Annotated in this window: 18 protein-coding genes; 7 read left to right on the top strand and 11 right to left on the bottom strand. The window is 68.5% G+C overall.

Annotated elements, in window-relative coordinates:
- Positions 1-1,321: 1,321 nt before the first annotated feature.
- Together ACGFZQ_RS26685 and ACGFZQ_RS26690 are read right to left on the bottom strand one after the other, a co-directional pair.
- On the bottom strand, positions 1,322-1,459 hold the full coding sequence (locus ACGFZQ_RS26685; protein ID WP_393842418.1) for a hypothetical protein: 138 nt from the start codon (positions 1,457-1,459) through the stop codon (positions 1,322-1,324).
- A gap of 240 nt (positions 1,460-1,699) precedes the next feature.
- Positions 1,700-2,134: an NUDIX hydrolase gene (locus ACGFZQ_RS26690; protein ID WP_393842419.1), complete on the bottom strand. Its 435-nt coding sequence runs from the start codon at positions 2,132-2,134 to the stop codon at positions 1,700-1,702.
- 223 nt (positions 2,135-2,357) lie between these two features.
- Here ACGFZQ_RS26690 and ACGFZQ_RS26695 point away from each other — a divergent pair, with 223 nt between their 5' ends.
- From ACGFZQ_RS26695 to ACGFZQ_RS26705, 3 genes are all read left to right on the top strand, one after another.
- Entirely contained in the window at positions 2,358-3,272 is a 915-nt protein-coding gene (locus ACGFZQ_RS26695; protein ID WP_393842420.1) for a S41 family peptidase, read from the top strand.
- Positions 3,273-3,648: 376 nt separating this feature from the next.
- Positions 3,649-4,503 (top strand): hypothetical protein, encoded by an 855-nt coding sequence (locus tag ACGFZQ_RS26700; protein WP_351747091.1) that lies wholly within the window; start codon positions 3,649-3,651, stop codon positions 4,501-4,503.
- A gap of 104 nt (positions 4,504-4,607) precedes the next feature.
- Entirely contained in the window at positions 4,608-4,775 is a 168-nt protein-coding gene (locus tag ACGFZQ_RS26705; RefSeq protein ID WP_351747093.1) for a hypothetical protein, read from the top strand.
- Between the two features lie 33 nt (positions 4,776-4,808).
- Here the strand turns inward: ACGFZQ_RS26705 and ACGFZQ_RS26710 are convergent, their stop codons facing one another.
- The gene (locus tag ACGFZQ_RS26710; protein WP_382535011.1) at positions 4,809-5,171 is read right to left on the bottom strand and encodes a metal-sensitive transcriptional regulator; all 363 of its coding nucleotides are present in this window, start codon (positions 5,169-5,171) and stop codon (positions 4,809-4,811) included.
- A gap of 197 nt (positions 5,172-5,368) precedes the next feature.
- Between ACGFZQ_RS26710 and ACGFZQ_RS26715 the strand changes: the two genes are divergently transcribed.
- The 3 genes from ACGFZQ_RS26715 (at position 5,369) to ACGFZQ_RS26725 (ending at position 8,047) form a co-directional block, all read left to right on the top strand.
- The gene (locus tag ACGFZQ_RS26715) at positions 5,369-5,989 is read left to right on the top strand and encodes a DUF47 domain-containing protein (protein ID WP_382535013.1); all 621 of its coding nucleotides are present in this window, start codon (positions 5,369-5,371) and stop codon (positions 5,987-5,989) included.
- A 7-nt stretch (positions 5,990-5,996) separates the two neighbouring features.
- Entirely contained in the window at positions 5,997-6,995 is a 999-nt protein-coding gene (locus ACGFZQ_RS26720; protein WP_393842421.1) for an anion permease, read from the top strand.
- 167 nt (positions 6,996-7,162) lie between these two features.
- Positions 7,163-8,047, top strand: a complete 885-nt coding sequence (locus ACGFZQ_RS26725) for a hypothetical protein (protein WP_393842422.1) — start codon at positions 7,163-7,165, stop codon at positions 8,045-8,047.
- Between the two features lie 132 nt (positions 8,048-8,179).
- Here the strand turns inward: ACGFZQ_RS26725 and pstB are convergent, their stop codons facing one another.
- The 4 genes from pstB to pstS form a co-directional block, all read right to left on the bottom strand.
- Positions 8,180-8,956, bottom strand: a complete 777-nt coding sequence (gene pstB / locus ACGFZQ_RS26730) for a phosphate ABC transporter ATP-binding protein PstB (protein ID WP_351708834.1) — start codon at positions 8,954-8,956, stop codon at positions 8,180-8,182.
- A gap of 39 nt (positions 8,957-8,995) precedes the next feature.
- Positions 8,996-10,051, bottom strand: a complete 1,056-nt coding sequence (gene pstA, locus ACGFZQ_RS26735) for a phosphate ABC transporter permease PstA (protein WP_393842423.1) — start codon at positions 10,049-10,051, stop codon at positions 8,996-8,998.
- Positions 10,048-11,055 carry a phosphate ABC transporter permease subunit PstC gene (gene pstC, locus ACGFZQ_RS26740; protein ID WP_393842424.1) on the bottom strand — a complete coding sequence of 336 codons (1,008 nt, stop codon included), beginning with the start codon at positions 11,053-11,055 and terminating at the stop codon, positions 10,048-10,050. Before pstC ends, pstA begins: the two co-directional genes overlap by 4 nt.
- A 143-nt stretch (positions 11,056-11,198) precedes the next feature.
- On the bottom strand, positions 11,199-12,329 hold the full coding sequence (pstS, locus tag ACGFZQ_RS26745) for a phosphate ABC transporter substrate-binding protein PstS (RefSeq protein WP_382535024.1): 1,131 nt from the start codon (positions 12,327-12,329) through the stop codon (positions 11,199-11,201).
- A 364-nt stretch (positions 12,330-12,693) separates the two neighbouring features.
- On the opposite strand from pstS, the gene ACGFZQ_RS26750 reads away from it, so the two are divergent.
- On the top strand, positions 12,694-14,256 hold the full coding sequence (locus tag ACGFZQ_RS26750) for an FAD-binding oxidoreductase (protein ID WP_393842425.1): 1,563 nt from the start codon (positions 12,694-12,696) through the stop codon (positions 14,254-14,256).
- Between the two features lie 91 nt (positions 14,257-14,347).
- Here ACGFZQ_RS26750 and ACGFZQ_RS26755 read toward each other — a convergent pair whose 3' ends face one another.
- The 4 genes from ACGFZQ_RS26755 to ACGFZQ_RS26770 all read right to left on the bottom strand — a co-directional run bounded on the left by ACGFZQ_RS26755 (position 14,348) and on the right by ACGFZQ_RS26770 (position 17,944).
- Complete coding sequence (locus ACGFZQ_RS26755) at positions 14,348-15,040, bottom strand: phosphatase PAP2 family protein (protein WP_393842426.1); 693 nt, start codon at positions 15,038-15,040, stop codon at positions 14,348-14,350.
- Between the two features lie 193 nt (positions 15,041-15,233).
- The gene (locus ACGFZQ_RS26760; RefSeq protein ID WP_393842427.1) at positions 15,234-16,253 is read right to left on the bottom strand and encodes an NlpC/P60 family protein; all 1,020 of its coding nucleotides are present in this window, start codon (positions 16,251-16,253) and stop codon (positions 15,234-15,236) included.
- A 73-nt stretch (positions 16,254-16,326) separates the two neighbouring features.
- A complete protein-coding gene (locus ACGFZQ_RS26765) occupies positions 16,327-17,097 on the bottom strand; it encodes a trypsin-like serine peptidase (RefSeq protein ID WP_393842428.1) in 771 nt (256 codons plus the stop codon).
- A gap of 85 nt (positions 17,098-17,182) precedes the next feature.
- Positions 17,183-17,944 carry an SDR family oxidoreductase gene (locus ACGFZQ_RS26770; RefSeq protein WP_393842429.1) on the bottom strand — a complete coding sequence of 254 codons (762 nt, stop codon included), beginning with the start codon at positions 17,942-17,944 and terminating at the stop codon, positions 17,183-17,185.
- Positions 17,945-17,999: the final 55 nt, after the last annotated feature.

The raw sequence follows: 17,999 nt of genomic DNA on the forward strand, positions 1-17,999 counted from the left end.
TCGCCCTGCAAGACGCCTTGGTCATGAATGGCTCAGGTGTCTTCATCGAAGACACGACCCGTCTGAACCTCGTGGATGACGACGGCTCAATAATCGCTGGTCCAGTGACTTCCGGAACGGGCGAGGACGAGGTACGCAAGATCCACAAGAGGACGACGCGCAACGCCAAGGACCGAGCCGAGGAAGGAGCAATCCCTGGAGGCCCCCAGCGGTTCGGCTGGTTCGGAGCAGACAAGCGAACAGGTCGCCTGGGCAACGAGAAGAAGAATCCTGCCCATTGGCCCTACCTGGTCCAGATGATCAAGAAGCGGGCTACGGGACGCTCTTGGCGTCACATCACAGGTTGGATCAACCGAGAGAGGGACTCGGACGGAAACCCGATCCTCACCGCCCGGGGCGGCACATGGTCCGAGCAGGGCGTGAAGGGGGCCGTTACCAATCCCGCTTGGTGGGGTGGTCGAATCCTGGACGGTGAACTCGTAACGGATCCCGATACAGGCGAGCCCAAACCAGGAAAATGGGAGCACGCCGATCTCGAAGTCGACGGGGTGGGCTACGACACCTGGAAACAGATCATGGCCGGGGTGAAGGCGAACCGCCTTCATCGGGGCATGGCGAAGGCCCCTGTCACCGGGGCAGCAGGAAGCGAAACAACCCGCGTCGGAAAATACCTCTTCTCGGGACCTCTTCGGTGCGGCCGGTTAAATGACTTTGACGAGGTCTGCCACTCAAAGGCCACCGGCAACAAGAGCACAGGAAAAAACGCAAAGTATGGTGACTACTACCGTTGCAATGACCCGAACTGCAAGGGTGTGGGCCGTCGAGTGGGTCCGGTAGATAAATTCCTCGAGGAATTGGTCTTGAGCTATCTGGACAAGCATTTCGCGGGGACCAAGCCTGAAACCATCCCGTGGAGGGGCGCAGAGAAACTGTCCGGGATCGTCACCCAGTGCAAGAAGATCAAAGACTCCGCGGCAAACGGAGAGGTCGACTGGAGCGACGTCCACGACATGCTCACACGCCTCAATAGGAACATTAAGACGCTAGAAGAAGAAGAGCAGGAACACTTCAGAGCAGAATCCAAGAGGAATCTACTCCGAGGCTGGAGTCGGAACAAATGGCATCAAATGGATCTGAGCGAGAAGAAAGAGGTGATCTCGCAGGTTCTCGTATCAGTCGTGATTCTTCCGGTGCCGGAAGGCCGGAGCGACAAGGCCCCATTTGACCCCGATCTCTTGCAGGTAAATTGGCGCAAGGACCAGCAGGTCAAACCTTCATGAGGGGGTCGTCTTCATGTGTGCTGACCTGTGTCATACCGCCGTCATACGAAGTCCCTCACCCTGTAGGACACCGTCATGTCCGGTACGACTCCGGGCGCCTCGTGTCCGTGCTTCCACGCCAGTTCGAGGACATTGGCCGCGACGGTCAGCGCCCACTCGGTTGCGCCGGTGTCCGTCATACCGGTAGCCCGGATGACACCAAGGGCTCGGTTCAAGCGCCGGTCCCGGCGGACGGACAGCGTTTTGGAGTCTTCTCTGTCATGCCGCCGCCTCCGCGGCTGTAGCGGAGTCGAACAAAGCGGTCAGCACTCCGCGCTGCTCCTCGCTGGGCTCGGGAGCACTCTCCAACTGCGCATCCAACCAGTGCGCGACGCTGACAGCCGACGCGCCGTCCCAACGCCGCTCCTGTTGCTCCGGCGTCACAGCCCCCTCATGTCCTCGTCCGTACCGATGGCGATGAGCGCGAGGGAGATCATGCTGCGATCCATGTCTCGGGTGAGGCGATCACGGGCCTCGTCCGGCGACAGCCAGACAAGATCACTGACTTCCGCGTTGGGCTCGAACGCCCCCCCGGTTGCCTCCGCCGCCCAGTAGCGGACCTCTTTGGGCCGGCCCTGATGGTCGATGTACCGAGCCGAGGGGAGCCCTGTCCCCAAGCGGCATGTGTGACCGGTCTCCTCCAGCACCTCACGTCGAGCCGCCTCTTCGGAGGTCTCCCCCCGCTTGAGCTTCCCCTTGGGCCAGGACCAGTCAGCCCACTTGGGTCTGTAGACCAGCGCGAGTTCCACCCTGCCGGCGGGCGAACGACGCCACAGCACGCAGCCCGCCGCGCGGACCGGAGACTCACATCCCATGACCCCTATGTTCCCGCAAACGCCCCGTAATCCCGACAGCACCACGAACTGGGGTGCTGTCAGGCCGAGGTGACATCGGGTTAGGGTCGCCCATGGTCACGGGGCTGGGGGATGGATGAGGCGTGGACTGTCGCTGCGTTTGGCTGTGTGTGCCGGACTGGTGAGTGTTCTTGTCGCAGGGACCGGGTGCACGGATCGCTCGGACAGGACAGCGGGTCCGGCCATGTCGGCCGACGCCAGGTCCTATCTGTCGAGGGCGCTGGACATCATGGAGAAGAACGCGCTTCTCCGCCATGAGGTCGACTGGGAGCGGACACGCCGCCAGGCCTTCGCGCAGGCCCGGGCCGCGCAGAAACCGTCGGACACCTACGACACGATTCGCTTCGTCCTCCGGGAAGTAAGCACTACGCACAGTTCCTTCTACGACCCCAAGGAGGTCAAAGAGGCACTCAGGGCTTCGCCGGACGCTTCCTTCCAGGGGCCGGAGGGCCGATCGCTGGGAGATCACGTCGGTTACGTGTCGCTGCCCGCCGTCGAGGGATCTGACGCGTTGTACGAGCGGTACGTGCGGCAGGGCCGCGCGGCAGTGGCGAAGGCCGACCGCACGGGGGCCTGCGGCTGGGTCGTGGACCTTCGCGCCAACCGTGGCGGGAACATGTGGCCGATGCTCGCGGTCGCGGGCCCGATCCTGGGGGACGGCAAGGTCGGGATGTTCGTGGATCCCGACGGCAAGACCTACCCGTGGACGATCCGGAACGGCAGCCCGCGCGAGAACGGCACACCCCACACCTGGGGAGACGGAACTCCCGTGGCCGACTCCCACGCCCCGGTCGCGGTCCTGACCGACGGATGGACCGCCAGCTCGGGCGAGGCCGTGGTGGTCGCCTTCCGGGGACGGCCGCACACACGGTCGTTCGGTGCGGACACCCGCGGCGTCCCTACCGGCAGGAACGACCATCGCCTGTCCGACGGCGCCGTGCTGGTGCTCACCGAGCTCAAGGACGCAGACCGCACGGGCCGTAGCTACGACGCGCCGATCCCGCCTGACGAGGAGATCCCACTCAGGAGCGGAGCCCACTCGGACCAGGTTCTGCAGGCGGCGAAGAAGTGGCTGGTCAAGCAGGCCGCGTGTCAGTGAGGCCGGCCATCAGGGGGCGGCCCTCGGGGAAAGGTCCGTCGATGTCGCGAACCGCCGGGCCGTATTCACCGTACGGCCGCCGCTCACCCCTCGGCTCTGTGTCCCGCCCCGTCCGTCCGCGCAAGGCTCCGAGCCCTGCGCGCCGGCCCCCGCCACCCACACGTACACCGCGCGTAACAGAACGGCCCGTGCTCCACCAGCCTCGTATCGTGCTGCTGCCCCTGCACGCCCCACCCGGAACCGCCCTTTTCCGCCACCCTGACAACGTTACCCACGCTCGGTAAACAGCCGGTATGCGTGACGGCCCCACCCACCCCTCGTTAAGCGGAACGACAGGGGGCCCGTGACGGACGTACCGGCTGGGGGTAGGCAGGCGATGGATCGGCGGCAGCACAGGCGCGCTGGAAAGACGGCCGTCACCGTAGGGCTCATGGTCGGCCTCGGCGCATGCGCCACCGCCTGCGGCGGCGCCACCGCCGAAGGCGCGGGCGGCGACCCCGGCAACAACACGGTCACCGTCCTGAAGCGCGCGGCGGACACCCTGCGCGCCGCCGCCACCTCCAGAGCGACGACGTCGATGGAGATGGCGACCGGCGGCACCCGGGTCACCATCCGCGGCAAGGGCAGCTACGACTACCGCAACCAGCTCGGCGAACTCACGGTCGTGCTCCCGCAGGACCCCGCCGGCACCCCCGAGCACCGGCCGATCACCGAACTCCTCGCCCCGGGCGCGCTGTTCATGAAGAACCGGGGCGCCGGGGTGCCCGCCGACAAATGGGTCCGCGTGGAGACCGCGAGCCTCTCCGACGGCAACCTGGTCACCGGCGGCGTGACCGACCCGTTCGCCGCGGCCGAGCTGCTCCTCGGCACCCGCACCGCGACCTACCTGGGCAGGACCGAGGTCGCCGGGGCCGAGGTCCGGCACTACCGGGGCACCGCCGACCTCGCGGCCGCCGCCCGCGCCGCGTCCGCCGGCAACCGGCCGGCCCTCGCCGCCGCGGCGAAAGGGTTCGCCACGGCCGAGGTTCCGTTCGACGCGTACCTCGACGACCAGGGCCGGATCCGCAAGCTGCGGCAGCGGTTCAGCTTCGTCAACGACAGCAGCAAGGGCACGGTCGCGGTCGCCTCGACGACCCTGCTGTACGACTTCGGCACTCCGGTGGACGTAAAGTTGCCGCGTTCCCGGGACATCTACGCGGGCCGGATCGCCGAAAACCAGCCAGCGCACTAGTCCGGGACCGGCTCTGTACAACCTGTGAACTAGCCCGTCCGTGCCATGCGCGTTGTGTAGACCGCTCCCTACTCTAGGAAGTCGGTGACGGCAGAGAAGAGGTGATGCACGTGGCTCCGGTCGGCGGTACGGCAGTTCAGGACCACGTGGCCCTCGCCGAGATCGAGCTGTGCGGAGAGCTGATCATCGCGGCGTCGGCCGCCGAGGAGCGGCTCAGCCTGGAGAGCATCGACGAGGTGCTGCGCGTGGCCGAGGAGCGCGAGGACGGCTGACTTCGGCCAGGTCCGCAGGTCAGGTCCGCCGGTTCAGGTCCGCAGCAGCCGGGCGATGGCCTGGGTGGCCTCTTCCACCTTCGCGTCGATCTCCGCACCACCCTTGACGGCGCCCTGAGCGGAGCTCTCAATGGCTGCAGTGGCGACGCAGTGCCGCAGGTGTTCCTCAAGGAGCTGCAGGGCGAAGGACTGCAGGGCCTTGGTGGAGGCGGAGACCTGGGTGAGTATGTCGATGCAGTAGGTGTCCTCGTCGACCATGCGCTGCAGCCCGCGGATCTGGCCTTCGATCCGGCGCAGCCGTTTGAGGTGCTCGTCCTTCTGCTTGTGGTAGCCGTGCGTGGTCGCCGGAGCCCCGTCCCCGGAGGGCTTCGTGGCGCCGGCCTCGGTGGTCGTCATCGCGTCCTCCGCATTGCCGATACATATACCCCTAGTGGGTATATGGTAACGAACTTTGCTGGGTATACGGCCCTCGGGACGCCCCCGTACTGATCACCACGCCCGATGGGCGACACTGGTGGGCGGCCCGATAGCCGTGGCCGGATGATGCGCCTAGCATCAGCCTGACCGAAACCCATGCATACCAAGGACCCCAAGTGCGCTTTCGTCTGACCCCCAGGGAGACGAGCTTCTACGACATGTTCGCCGCGTCCGCGGACAACATCGTCACGGGCTCGAAACTCCTGATGGAACTGCTCGGGGCGGACCCGTCCGCCCGGGCCGAGATCGCAGAGCGTATGCGGGCAGCGGAACACGCGGGTGACGACGCCACGCACGCGATCTTCCACCAGCTGAACTCCTCGTTCATCACGCCCTTCGACCGCGAGGACATCTACAACCTCGCGTCGTGCCTCGACGACATCATGGACTTCATGGAGGAGGCCGTCGACCTGGTCGTCCTCTACAACGTGGAGGAGCTGCCCAAGGGCGTCGAGCAGCAGATCGAGGTGCTGGCGCGCGCCGCCGACCTGACGGCCGAGGCGATGCCCAACCTGCGCACGATGGAGAACCTCACCGAGTACTGGATCGAGGTCAACCGGCTGGAGAACCAGGCCGACCAGATCCACCGCAAGCTCCTCGCGCACCTCTTCAACGGCAAGTACGAGGCGATCGAGGTGCTGAAGCTCAAGCAGATCGTGGACGTCCTGGAAGAGGCGGCGGACGCGTTCGAGCACGTGGCGAACACGGTGGAGACCATCGCCGTCAAGGAGTCCTGAGGCGTCGATGGACACCTTCGCGCTCGTCGTGACCATTCTGGTCGCGCTCTTCTTCACGTACACGAACGGCTTCCACGACTCGGCGAACGCGATCGCGACGTCCGTGTCGACGCGGGCGCTCACCCCGCGGGCGGCGCTCGCCATGGCCGCGGTGATGAACATGGCCGGCGCGTTCTTCGGCACCGGGGTCGCCAAGACCGTCAGCGAGGGCCTGATCGAGACGCCCGAGGGCTCCAAGGGCATGGCCATCCTGTTCGCGGCGCTGGTCGGCGCGATCGTCTGGAACCTCGTCACCTGGTACTTCGGCCTGCCCTCGTCCTCCTCCCACGCCCTGTTCGGCGGTCTGGTGGGCGCCGCCCTGGCGGGCGGCACGGAGGTCCTCTGGAACGGCGTCGTCGACAAGGTCATCATCCCGATGTTCCTGTCGCCGGTCGTCGGCCTGGTCCTCGGCTACCTGGTCATGACGGCCATCATGTGGATCTTCCGCAGCGCCAACCCGCACAAGGCCAAGCGCGGCTTCCGTATCGCCCAGACCGTCTCCGCGGCCGGCATGGCCCTCGGCCACGGTCTCCAGGACGCCCAGAAGACGATGGGCGTCGTCGTCATGGCACTGGTGATTTCCGGCCATGAGACGTACGGCGACGCGATTCCGGCCTGGGTCAAGATCGCCTGTGCCGTGATGCTCTCCCTCGGCACCTACGCGGGCGGCTGGCGCATCATGCGCACACTGGGCCGCAAGATCATCGAGCTGGATCCCCCGCAGGGCTTCGCGGCCGAGGCGACGGGGGCCTCGATCATGTTCACCACGGCGTACCTCTTCAAGGCACCGGTCTCCACGACCCACGTCATCACCTCGGCCATCATGGGCGTCGGCGCGACGAAGCGCGTGAACGCGGTCCGCTGGGGCGTGGCCAAGAACATCGTCCTGGGCTGGTTCATCACGATGCCGGCGGCGGCCCTGGTAGCAGCAGCGGCGTTCGGCATCGTGAACCTGGCCGCCCTGTAGGAACCACCGGCCCCGCGCCCCGCGCCCGCCCGACCTCACCCCGCCGTGGTCCCCTCTCCTCCCGGGTTCGGTGTGATCATGGCTGGTGAGAAGTCGTGCGCCCTGTGCGGCTTCGGAACGGGACCGGTGAGGCTTCGGTGGGTCTGAGGGCAGGGACGATTCATGTCATGGCCGGCAACGGCCTCGGGGACTTCGTGGCCGCGGCGATGGCGCGGCGGCCGGACACGGCGACGCGGGTGTCGACCGTCGTGCTCGTCGGCGACGAGGGCCGGGCCGTGGGCGAGGAGGGTGTCGTACGCCTCACCCCCGCTCTGCTCGGCGCGCTCCCGCAGGACCTGGACTGGGTCCGGGCGGCGTACTCCGCGCCCGTCGAGCTGGTGCTGGTGGACCGGGAGCTGCCGACCGCGGCCGTCCTCGACGTGCTGGCCGCGCTCCGGCGGGAGCTCGGCGACCCGGTGGTCGAGGTGGTGTCCGTCGGCGGACCGTTCCGGTGTTCCTGCGGGTCGGCGGTGCGGTTGCTGCCGCCCGGCCCCGCCGGGGACGCCGTACAGGCGCTGCTCGCGCCGCTGGAGCACTTCACCGTCTGTCTGGTGGGGTCCGGGTCGGCCGGGGACTACTGGTCGTTCGTGTCCGGGCTGACCTCGGCCGAGGGGACGAGGGTCGAGGAGGGCGTCGCCCGGGAGTTCGGCACGTGTGTCGTGCACGACTGCTCGGACGCCCTTGCGCTGGTCTGCGCGGGAGCGCTGGGCTTCGAGGGGAACGTGGCGACCTTTCCGGACGGGGAGATCGTGCCGGTGGACCGGAGTGCGGCCTCGGTGGTCCGGTTCGCCGCGGCGGACGAGCCCCTCGCCCTGGTGCCGCACGAGTGTGCCGCCGAGCCGGCGCCCGGGCGGCCGTACCCGGGCGGAGCAGGCGGCCGCCCGGACGCGGTGACCTGGCGGCGGCTGGCGCAGACCATGGGGCTGACCGGCCTCCGGGCGGTCGAACAGGCCCTGGACAAGATGCTGGCCTCGGGAGCGGAACCGGTCGCCTTCCCCGTCCACAGGATGTGAACAACGGAACAACGGTGTGACCGCCCCGGCGCCGGAACACGCAGACGGGCCCGCCCCCGGGAGCCGGGGGCGGGCCCTCTTGCGTCCTCGCGGTGGCACCGCCATGCAGCACCGCGAGGGGTCGGTTGCGGCCTAGCCGAAGCGGCCGGAGATGTAGTCCTCGGTCGCCTGGACCGACGGGTTGGAGAAGATGCGCTCCGTGTCGTCGATCTCGATCAGCCGTCCGGGCTGGCCGACGGCGGCCAGGTTGAAGAAGGCGGTGCGGTCGGAGACACGCGCGGCCTGCTGCATGTTGTGCGTCACGATGACGATCGTGAAGCGCTCCTTGAGCTCACCGATCAGGTCCTCGATGGCGAGGGTGGAGATCGGGTCGAGGGCGGAGCAGGGCTCGTCCATGAGCAGCACCTTCGGCTCGACCGCGATCGCGCGGGCGATGCACAGACGCTGCTGCTGACCACCGGAGAGGCCGGAGCCCGGCTTGTTCAGGCGGTCCTTGACCTCGTTCCAGAGGTTCGCGCCCTTGAGCGACTTCTCGACGATGTCGTTGAGCTGGCTCTTCTTGTAGTTGCCGTTCAGCTTCAGACCCGCGGCCACGTTGTCGAAGATCGACATGGTGGGGAAGGGGTTCGGACGCTGGAACACCATGCCGATCTCGCGGCGCACCGACACGGGGTCGATACCGGCGCCGTAGAGGTTCTCGTCGTCGAGGAGGACCTTGCCCTCGACGCGGCCGCCGGGGGTGACCTCGTGCATGCGGTTGAGCGTGCGCAGGAACGTCGACTTGCCGCAGCCGGAGGGGCCGATGAACGCCGTGACGGTGCGCGGCTCGATGTTCATCGAGATGTCTTCGATGGCCTTGTGGGAGCCGTAGTAGGCGGTGAGCCCGCTTACGTCGATTCGCTTGGACATTACTTCTTCACTTCCAGGGAGTCGGTCGCTGTAGGCCGGTCAGCGACCGGTCTTCGGGGCCTTCCAGCGGGCGATGCCGCGAGCCACCAGGTTCAGGATCATCACAAAGGCGATCAGCGTGAGCGACGCCGCCCAGGCACGGTCGTACGCGGCGTTGGCACCCGCGCTGTTCGCGTACTGCTGGTAGATGAACAGCGGCAGCGACGACTGCGCACCCTCGAAGGGGTTGTTGTTGATGAACGGGTTGCCGAACACCAGCAGCAGCACCGGGGCGGTCTCACCCGCGATACGGGCGATGGCCAGCATGACACCGGTGGTGATACCGCCGATGGAGGTCGGCAGGACCACCTTCAGGATCGTGCGCCACTTCGGCACGCCCAGGGCCAGCGAGGCCTCGCGCAGCTCGTTGGGGACGAGCTTGAGCATCTCCTCGGTGGAGCGGACCACGACCGGCATCATCAGGATGGCCAGGGCCAGGGATCCGGCGAAACCGAAGGGCTCCATGTCGAAGATCAGCATGAGGCTGAGGATGAACAGACCCGCGACGATCGACGGGATACCCGTCATCACGTCCACGAAGAAGGTGACCGCCTTGGCGAGCCGGCCACGGCCGTACTCGACGAGGTAGATCGCGGTGAGGATGCCGATCGGGGCACCGATCAGGGTGGCGAGACCGACCTGCTCCAGCGAGCCGATGATCGCGGCGTAGGCGCCGCCGCCGGCCTCGGAGTCGGCGACCACGCCCATGGAGTGGCTGAGGAAGTAGAAGTCCAGGACCTTCACACCGCGCGAGATGGTCACCCAGATCAGGGAGACCAGCGGGATCACGGCGACGATGAAGGCGACCCACACCAGCGAGGTCGCGACCCGGTCCTTCGCCTGGCGGCGGCCCTCGACCCGGGCGGCGATGCCGTAGGTGCCGAAGACGTAGAGGAGGGCGGCGATCAGGCCCCACTGGATCTTGCTGTCCAGGCCGCCGACGAGGCCGATGACCACGCCGAGGACGATGGAGCCGCCGATGATGGCGTAGGGGGTCCACTTGGGGAGGGTGGCGCCTTGCAGGGTGCTGGGGCGCTTGACTGCTGCGGTGCTCATGCGTTGGCCCCCGAGTACTCCGCGCGGCGCTGGATGATCACGCGGGCCGCGCCGTTGACCAGCAGGGTGATGACGAACAGGACCAGACCGGACGCGATCAGCGCGTCACGGCCGTCCGCGGTCGCCTCGCTGAACTTGCTGGCGATGTTCTGGGCGAAGGTGCCGCCGCCCGGGTTGAGCAGGCTGGCGTGGATGTCGAAGTCCGGGGAGAGCACGGTGGCGACGGCCATCGTCTCGCCGAGCGCACGGCCGAGGCCGAGCATCGAGGCGGAGATCACGCCGGAGCGGCCGAAGGGCAGCACCGACATGCGGATGACCTCCCAGCGCGTGGCGCCGAGAGCGAGTGCCGCTTCCTCGTGCATCTGCGGGACCTGGCGGAAGACCTCGCGGCTCACGTTGGTGATGATCGGCAGGATCATGATCGCGAGCAGGATGCCGACGGTCAGCATCGAGCGGGGGGCACCGCCGTCCCAGGAGAAGATCCCGGTCCAGCCGAAGTACTTGTCGAGCCAGCCGAACAGGCCGGTCATGTGCGGTACCAGGACCAGCGCGCCCCACAGGCCGTACACGATGGACGGCACCGCGGCGAGCAGGTCGATCACGAAGCCGATGGTGCCGCCGAGCCTGCGCGGCGAGTAGTGCGTGATGAACAGCGCGATCGCGACGGCGATCGGGACGGCGATGGCCATGGCGATGATCGAGGAGACGACCGTGCCGAAGGCCAGGACCGCGATGCCGAAGGTCGGCGGGATGAGGTTGGTGTTCCACTCGAAAGTGGTGAGGAAGTTGCCGTGGTCGCGGTTGATCGCGAGGGCGGCACGGTAGGTGAGGAAGACCGCGATCGCGGCCATGATCACCAGCAGCAGGATGCCGGAGCCTCGGGAGAGACCGAGGAAGGCCCGGTCACCTGCCCGGGTGGCACCGCGGGCGTTGCGCTTCTGCTCGGCCGTGCCGGGCTGTGGGGTGGGGGGAGATGCGTCTGTCGTCTGCGTGGATATGTCCATCGGGTTCTCCGGTCTGCGGAGCCGTCCTGCGGGGCGGCTCGGAGGAGCCGCACACCCCGGCGTGTGGGCGTACGGCTCCGGGCGGCGGTGCACCGGACGGTGCGGCCGGGCTCCTTGCGGAACTCGGCCGCACTCGCGGATCTTTAGCTCAGGCCCTCGATGGTGGTGCGGACCTTGGCGATGATGTCGTCGGGGACGGGGGCGTAGTCGATCGTGGAGAGGACCTTCTGGCCGTCCTCGGAGGCGATGTAGCGCAGGAACGCCTTGGTCGCCGGGAGGGTGTCGGCCTTGTTGCCCTTGTCGCAGACGATCTCGTACGTGACCAGGGTCATCGGGTACGCACCCTCGGCCTTGGTCTTGTAGTCCAGCTGCAGCGCCAGGTCCTTGCCGGTGCCGACGACCTTGGCGGCCGCGATGTCGGCGGTGGCGGACTCGGTGGACGGGGCGACCGGCTTGCTGGCACCCGTGTCGATGGAGACGGCCTTGACGCCGTCCGCGACGTAGGAGAGCTCGAAGTAGCCGATGGCGCCGGAGGTCTGCTTGACCTGCTGGGCGACACCCGCGGACTGCGGAGCGGACTGGCCGCCCTTGGCCTGCCAGGCCTTACCGCCGGAGTACTTCCAGTTGTCCGGGGTGGCGGCGATCAGGTACTTGGTGAAGTTGTCCGTCGTGCCCGACTCGTCCGAGCGGTGGAACGCCTGGATCTTGAGGTCGGGGAGCGTCGCGTCGGGGTTCAGCTTCTTGATCGCGGCGTCGTTCCACTTGGTGATCTTGCTGTCGAAGATCTTGGCGATCGTCGGCGCGTCCAGGACCAGGTTGTCGACACCCGGGACGTTGTAACCGAGGGCGATCGGGCCGCCGACCATCGGGAGGTCGATGCCCTGGCCGCCGGAGCAGATCTTCTTGGAGGCGGTGACCTCTTCCGGCTTCAGCGCGGAGTCGGAACCGGCGAAGGCGACCTGGCCCTGCGTGAAGGCGGTCACACCGGCGCCGGAGCCGGAGCCCTTGTAGTTGATCTGCACGCCACAGGCCTGGGAGAAGGCCTTCACCCAGGCGTCGATCGCGTTCTTCTGCGCGGAGGAGCCGTCGGCGAGCAGCTGGCCCTTGGCGTCGTCGCACTTGATGGAGCCGGCGTTCGCGGAGGCCGAGGAGGTGCTCGAACCGCTGCCGCCACCGTTGTCGTCCGAGCCGCACGCCGTCAGGGCCAGGGCGCCGGAGACAGCGACAGCACCGAGAGACAGGGCGCGCAGCCGGTTCTTGCGCTGAAGCTTCACTTTCGGGGGTTCCTTCCAGAGGCGCCACCTTCGGCGGCGTGCGAAGTAGTCGTGATGGGTGAGGGCCTCCTGACTGGGCACATAGGGCCGCTCACCGCATCGGGTACGGCCGAAATTAGGCAGAACAGGTGAAGCCGCCGATGGCCATAGGTAAACGGAGGGTGAACCCCTGCCGTCGACCCGGTTAGGTCACGGAACGCTCACAGTGAGGGCACGCGTCGGTTCCGACCGCCGGGTTACGCGAACATTTATTCGCCGTTCGCCATCACAGCCGTTACGGCGTCACAGCGTTCGTTACACCGCACGGGAACCCGTGTGCGACGGACGCCGTCTCGTCCCACGAAAGCCGACGAAAGGCACGGGCATGGAACGGCGTACCTTCATATCCGGCGGGGCGGCCGCCCTCGCGGCGACCGCGCTGACGGGATGCAGCACCGGCGGCGCCACCGCGTCCCGCACAACCGGCGCGCCACTCGCGTCCACATCCTCTCGTACGGCGCTGAAGACCACCAGCGCAGCGGCCCCGGCCGGCTGGACCGCTCTCGCCCACACCCTGGACGGCACCCTGGTCCGCCCCGGCGACGCGAACTGGACGACGGCCCACCAGCTCTACAACACCCGCTTCGACGGACTGAAGCCGTCCGCGGTGGCGTACGTGGCCCACGCGGACGACATCCGCACCACGCTGTCGTACGCCCAGGCCCACGGACTGAAGATCTCGATCCGCAACGGCGGTCACTCCTACGCCGGCTACTCCTCGGGCAACGGCCGCCTGGTCCTCGACGTCTCCAAGCTCAACCGCATCCGGGTCAGCGGCGGCACGGCGGTCGTCGGCGCCGGCTCCAAGCTGATCGACGTCTACCGCGGCCTCGCCGCCAAGGGCGTGACCATCCCGGCGGGCTCCTGCCCCACCGTGGGTGTCTCCGGCCTGGTCCTCGGCGGCGGCCACGGGGTCGCGTCCCGCGCGTACGGCCTGACCTGCGACAGCCTCACCCAGGCGACGCTGATCACGGCGGACGGCACGCAGGTGATCGCCAACGCGAGCACCAACAAGGACCTCTTCTGGGCACTGCGCGGCGCCGGCAACGGCAACTTCGGAGTCGTCACCGAGCTCCAGTTCAAGACCCACCCCACCCCGCAGGCCGTGACCGCGTACCTGACCTGGCCCTGGTCGAAGGCGGCGCAGGTCCTCAAGGCCTGGCAGGAGTGGGGCCCCTCCCAGCCGGACGAGATCTGGTCCTCCCTGCACCTGGAGAACTCGGGCAGCGGCCCGCGCGTCTCCGTGGCCTGCTTCTCGATGGGCACGTACGGCGAACTCCAGAACGCGGTGGACGCCCTCGCCCACAAGGCGGGCGCCAACGCCTCCTCCGTCTCGCTGCGCCGCCACGGCTACGAGGAGGCGATGGAGAGCTACGCCGGCTGCTCCTCCTTCGCCACCGAGCCCCAATGCCACCTGCCCGGGTCCACGCCGGGCCGCTCCACGGCGGGCAGGCTGGGCCGGGAGACCTACGCGGCCCGCTCCGACTTCTTCGACCGCTCGCTCTCGGCGGCCGGCATCCAGACGGCCCTGCGGCAGATCGGCGCGGTGCGCGGCGGTGCGGGGAGCATCGCCTTCACGGCGCTCGGCGGTGCGGTGAACCGGGTCTCCCCGACCGCGACGGCGTTCGTGCACCGGCGGTCGCGGATGCTGGCGCAGTACATAGTGTCGTGGGGAGCGGGTGCCTCCGGCGGTACGGGCCAGACGTGGCTGAACGGGGCGCACACGGCCATGAAGCCGTACGCCTCCGGCGCGGCGTACCAGAACTACACGGACCCGACGCTGGCCGACTGGAAGAAGGCGTACTACGGGGATGCGGCGACGCGTCTGGGCAAGGTGAAGGCGCAGTACGACCCGAAGCGGTTCTTCTCTTACGCACAGGGGTTGTGAGAGCACTTCGGCCGCGGGTGCGTGGGGGCTGGTCGCGCCCACACGGCGGAGCCGCACATCAATACAGCCCCGCGCCCCTCACGGGGCACGGCTACGCCGCCAGGTCTCGTTCCTCAGGGTCCATCGGCGTACGTGCCCCCGGCACCACACCCACCGGCGCCGACCGCCTCCGCACGATCCACCCCACCCTCGGCGACCCCTCCACCGCCTTCATCACCGGCGTCAGCACGGCCGTGGCCAGTGGGGAGAGGAGCAGGACGACCGCCGTGCCCAGCGCGAAGCCGCCCACCACGTCCGTCGGGTAGTGCACGCCCATGTACACCCGGCAGAACCCCTCCACCAGCGCCAGCCCTATGCCCACCAGCCCGAACCTGCGGTTCGCGATGAAGAGCCCGACGCCCAGGGCCATGGTGATCGTCGCGTGGTCGCTGACGAACGAGTAGTCGGTCTTGCCGGAGACCAGGACGTCGAGCCCCTGGTGGCTGAGGAACGGCCGGGGCCGCTCGACGAACCCGCGGATGGGAACGTTCACGAGGACGGCGATCGCGGCGGCCAGCGGCGTCCACACCAGCGCGGCCGTCGTGGCCGCGGCGTCCTCGTCCCCTCGGCGCCGCACGGACCACCAGCACCACACCACCAGCAGCACCATCGCGACCAGCAGTCCGTACTCCCCGACGAACTCCACGGCCCGGTCGAACCAGTGCGGTGCGTCCTTGGCCAGGCCGTTGATGTCGTAGAGCAGGTCGACGTCGGGGTTGGATCCGGATTCGGCGAGTACAGCCATCGTGCCTGCGGCCCCTTCGTCGTCGTCCCGGACGCACCTCGTGTGCGCCGCTCGCTGCCACCCCCGTGGTCGGCTTCGTCAACAGGAACGCACGGTCCCCGTCACTACGTTCCAGGTTCCACCGAATGATCACGCAGACGTTATCGAAGAGAGACACAAAGCCCCAGCTCAGGGGGTGGGTTATACGCTCCGTTCACACCGAGGTGGGCAGCGCTTTCGCGCCATCCTCGGTGACCCGGGTGGCCCCGAAGTAGTCGGCGCTGTCGATGGGGTCGAACCGGATGACCGCCCCGGTGTACGGCGCGTCGATCATGTACCCGCCACCGACATAGATCCCCACGTGGTGGATGGCGCGGGAGTTGGTGAGGTCGGTGGAGAAGAAGACCAGGTCCCCCGGGAGCAGTTCCTTGCGCGAGGGGTGCGGACCGGCGTTGTACTGGTCGTTGGCGACGCGCGGCAGCGTGATCCCCACACGCGCGTACGCCGCCTTGGTCAGCCCCGAGCAGTCGAACCGGCCGCCGTCCTGAGCTGTGCCGTTGCCGCCCCAGAGGTAGGGGGTGCCGAGCTTGTTCTGGGCGTACTCGATGGCGCCGGCGGCCTGCTTGGTCGGGGAGAGCCGGCTGACGGGCGCGGCGAAGCTGTCCTCGAGAGTGGTGATCGTCCTGACGTAGTTCTGGGTCTCCTTGTACGGCGGCACACCCTTGTACTTGATGACCGCGTACGCGCCCGCGTTGTAGGCGGCGAGCATGTTGTCGGAGACGTCGCCGGGGACGTCCTTGACGTACGAGGCGAGCTGGCAGTCGTAGGAGGCGGCCGACGGAATCGCGTCATTCGGGTCCCAGACGTCGCGGTCCCCGTCGCCGTCGCCGTCGATGCCGTGGGTGGCCCAGGTCCCCGGGATGAACTGAGCTATCCCCTGCGCGGCCGCCGCGCTCTGCGCCTTCGGGTTGAACCCGCTCTCCTGGTACAGCTGCGCGGCGAGCAGGGCGGGGTTGATGGCGGAGCAGAGGTTGCCCCACTTCTGCACGAGCGTGGAGTACGCGGCCGGCACGGCTCCCTTGGCCAGCGCCTTGGTCGCACCGCCGGCGCCGCCCAGCAGGTTCCCGGCGACGACGTACACCCCGACGACGAGCAGCATGACGAAGCTCAGCCCGAGCCCGACCGCCGCACCGCCGATCACCCATACTTTCCGCACGCCCCAACCCTCCCCCATGTCAGGGCTGTTCAACGCCATTTCGGCCGAGAGTGGCGCTATTTCACAGCAAGACGGCGCACATGACGCCGTCTCAGCCGCCTGCGGCGTCCTTGTACAGTTCGCCGGCCTCGCTCCCGAGCACGACACTGTAGGACGTGTCGGCGGTCGAACCGCCCTGCTCGTGCCCGCCCAGCACCCCGACCACCTGATGGTCCCCGTTCACCCAGGGGCTCCCGCTGGTGCCCCCCGTGAACTCGGGGCAGTCGATCCGCTGCTGAGTGGCGCTGTGGGCGACGGGCTTGTTGGTGCAACTGATCGGCACCTCACGGGAGTCGGGATACCCGGTGACGGTGACGGCGGTGGCCCCGGTGGCCACGCCGCTGACGAACCGATTGGCGCCGGTCACCTCCTCGACCCGCTTGCCGCCCAGTTCGTCCACGACGGCGAAGGCGACGTCGCTGTCCTCGTCCTGCCCCTTCGCCCACCCGTCGGGCAGATACCGCCTCCCCACCTTCCACACCCCGTACGGCGCCTGCCCGTCCCGGTACCCCGGCACGAAGACGAGCCCCGTGGTGTCGTCCCCGTCGACGCAGTGCGCGGCGCTGACGATCAGGTCCCGCTGCGGGCTGTGCACGACGGAGGCGGTGCAGAAGTGGTGGCCGGCCAGGCTCCCGGCCTCGTCGGCGGTGAACAGCGCCCCGACCCGCGCGCTCTCCGCGGTCGGTCCGACCAGCGCGGTCACCCCGAACGGGCCGGGCCCGTCATCGGCGGCCGCCACGGAGGCCGAGGTGGCGGCGAGCACGACCGCCGCGCCGAGCGCGACACGGCGCGAGGCTGAAGAGATGCGTGAGGTGCGCTTCATCAGGCCCCACTGTGTCCCACAAAGGTGAGAAACGGTTCCCTGCTTCACTGAGATTTACCTGTGAACCGCCCTCACCGCACCCCGCTCAGAACGTCGTGGTCATCCCGCCGTCCACCGCGATCGTCTGACCCGTGATGAAGGACGCCGCGTCGCTCGCCAGGAAGACGACGATGCCGGCGATCTCGGCGGGTCGGCCCCAACGGCCCAGGGCCGTGCGGGTGCGCAGCCATCGCGCCCACTCGGGGTCCTTCGCCAGCTCCGCGTTGACGTCCGTCGCGAACGTGCCCGGTGCCACCGAGTTCACCGTCGTGCCGCTGGGTCCGAGGTCGGCCGCCAGGGCCCGGGTCAGACCGTCGAGGCCCGCCTTCGCCGTGGCGTAGGCGATGTCCCCGGTGCGGCCCAACTGGCCGACGACCGACGAGACGTTGACGATACGGCCCGGGGTGTCACGGGCCGCCAGGCCGCGGGCGACCGTCTGGCTCAGCGCGTACGCCGAGGTCAGGTGGACGTCGAGCAGCGCGGACAGCTCGTCCGGGGTCATCTCGTGGACCCCGCGCCGGTCGCGGTGGCCCACGTTGTTGACCAGGACGTCGATCGCACCGAGGCCGGTCACCGCGGCCTCGGCGGCCTCCCGGTCGGTCACGTCGAACGCCGCGCCCACCGCGTCGAGCCCCTCGTCGCGGAGCGCATCGGCCGCCGCCTCCAGTGCCGCCGGGTCACGGCCGTTGAGGATCACCCGCGCACCGGCGCCGGCCAGCCCCCGGGCCATCTCCAGGCCCAGTCCGCGCACGGAGCCGGTCACCAGGGCCGTACGCCCGTCGAGCGCGAAGTCCACGCCCCCGCTCATCCGGCCACCTCCCGGAGAACTGTTGTATCCGCCGTACCGGCTCACCGTATCCGGC

Origin of the sequence: Streptomyces sp. NPDC048254 (assembly GCF_043201895.1) — a bacterium.
GTDB lineage: Bacteria > Actinomycetota > Actinomycetes > Streptomycetales > Streptomycetaceae > Streptomyces.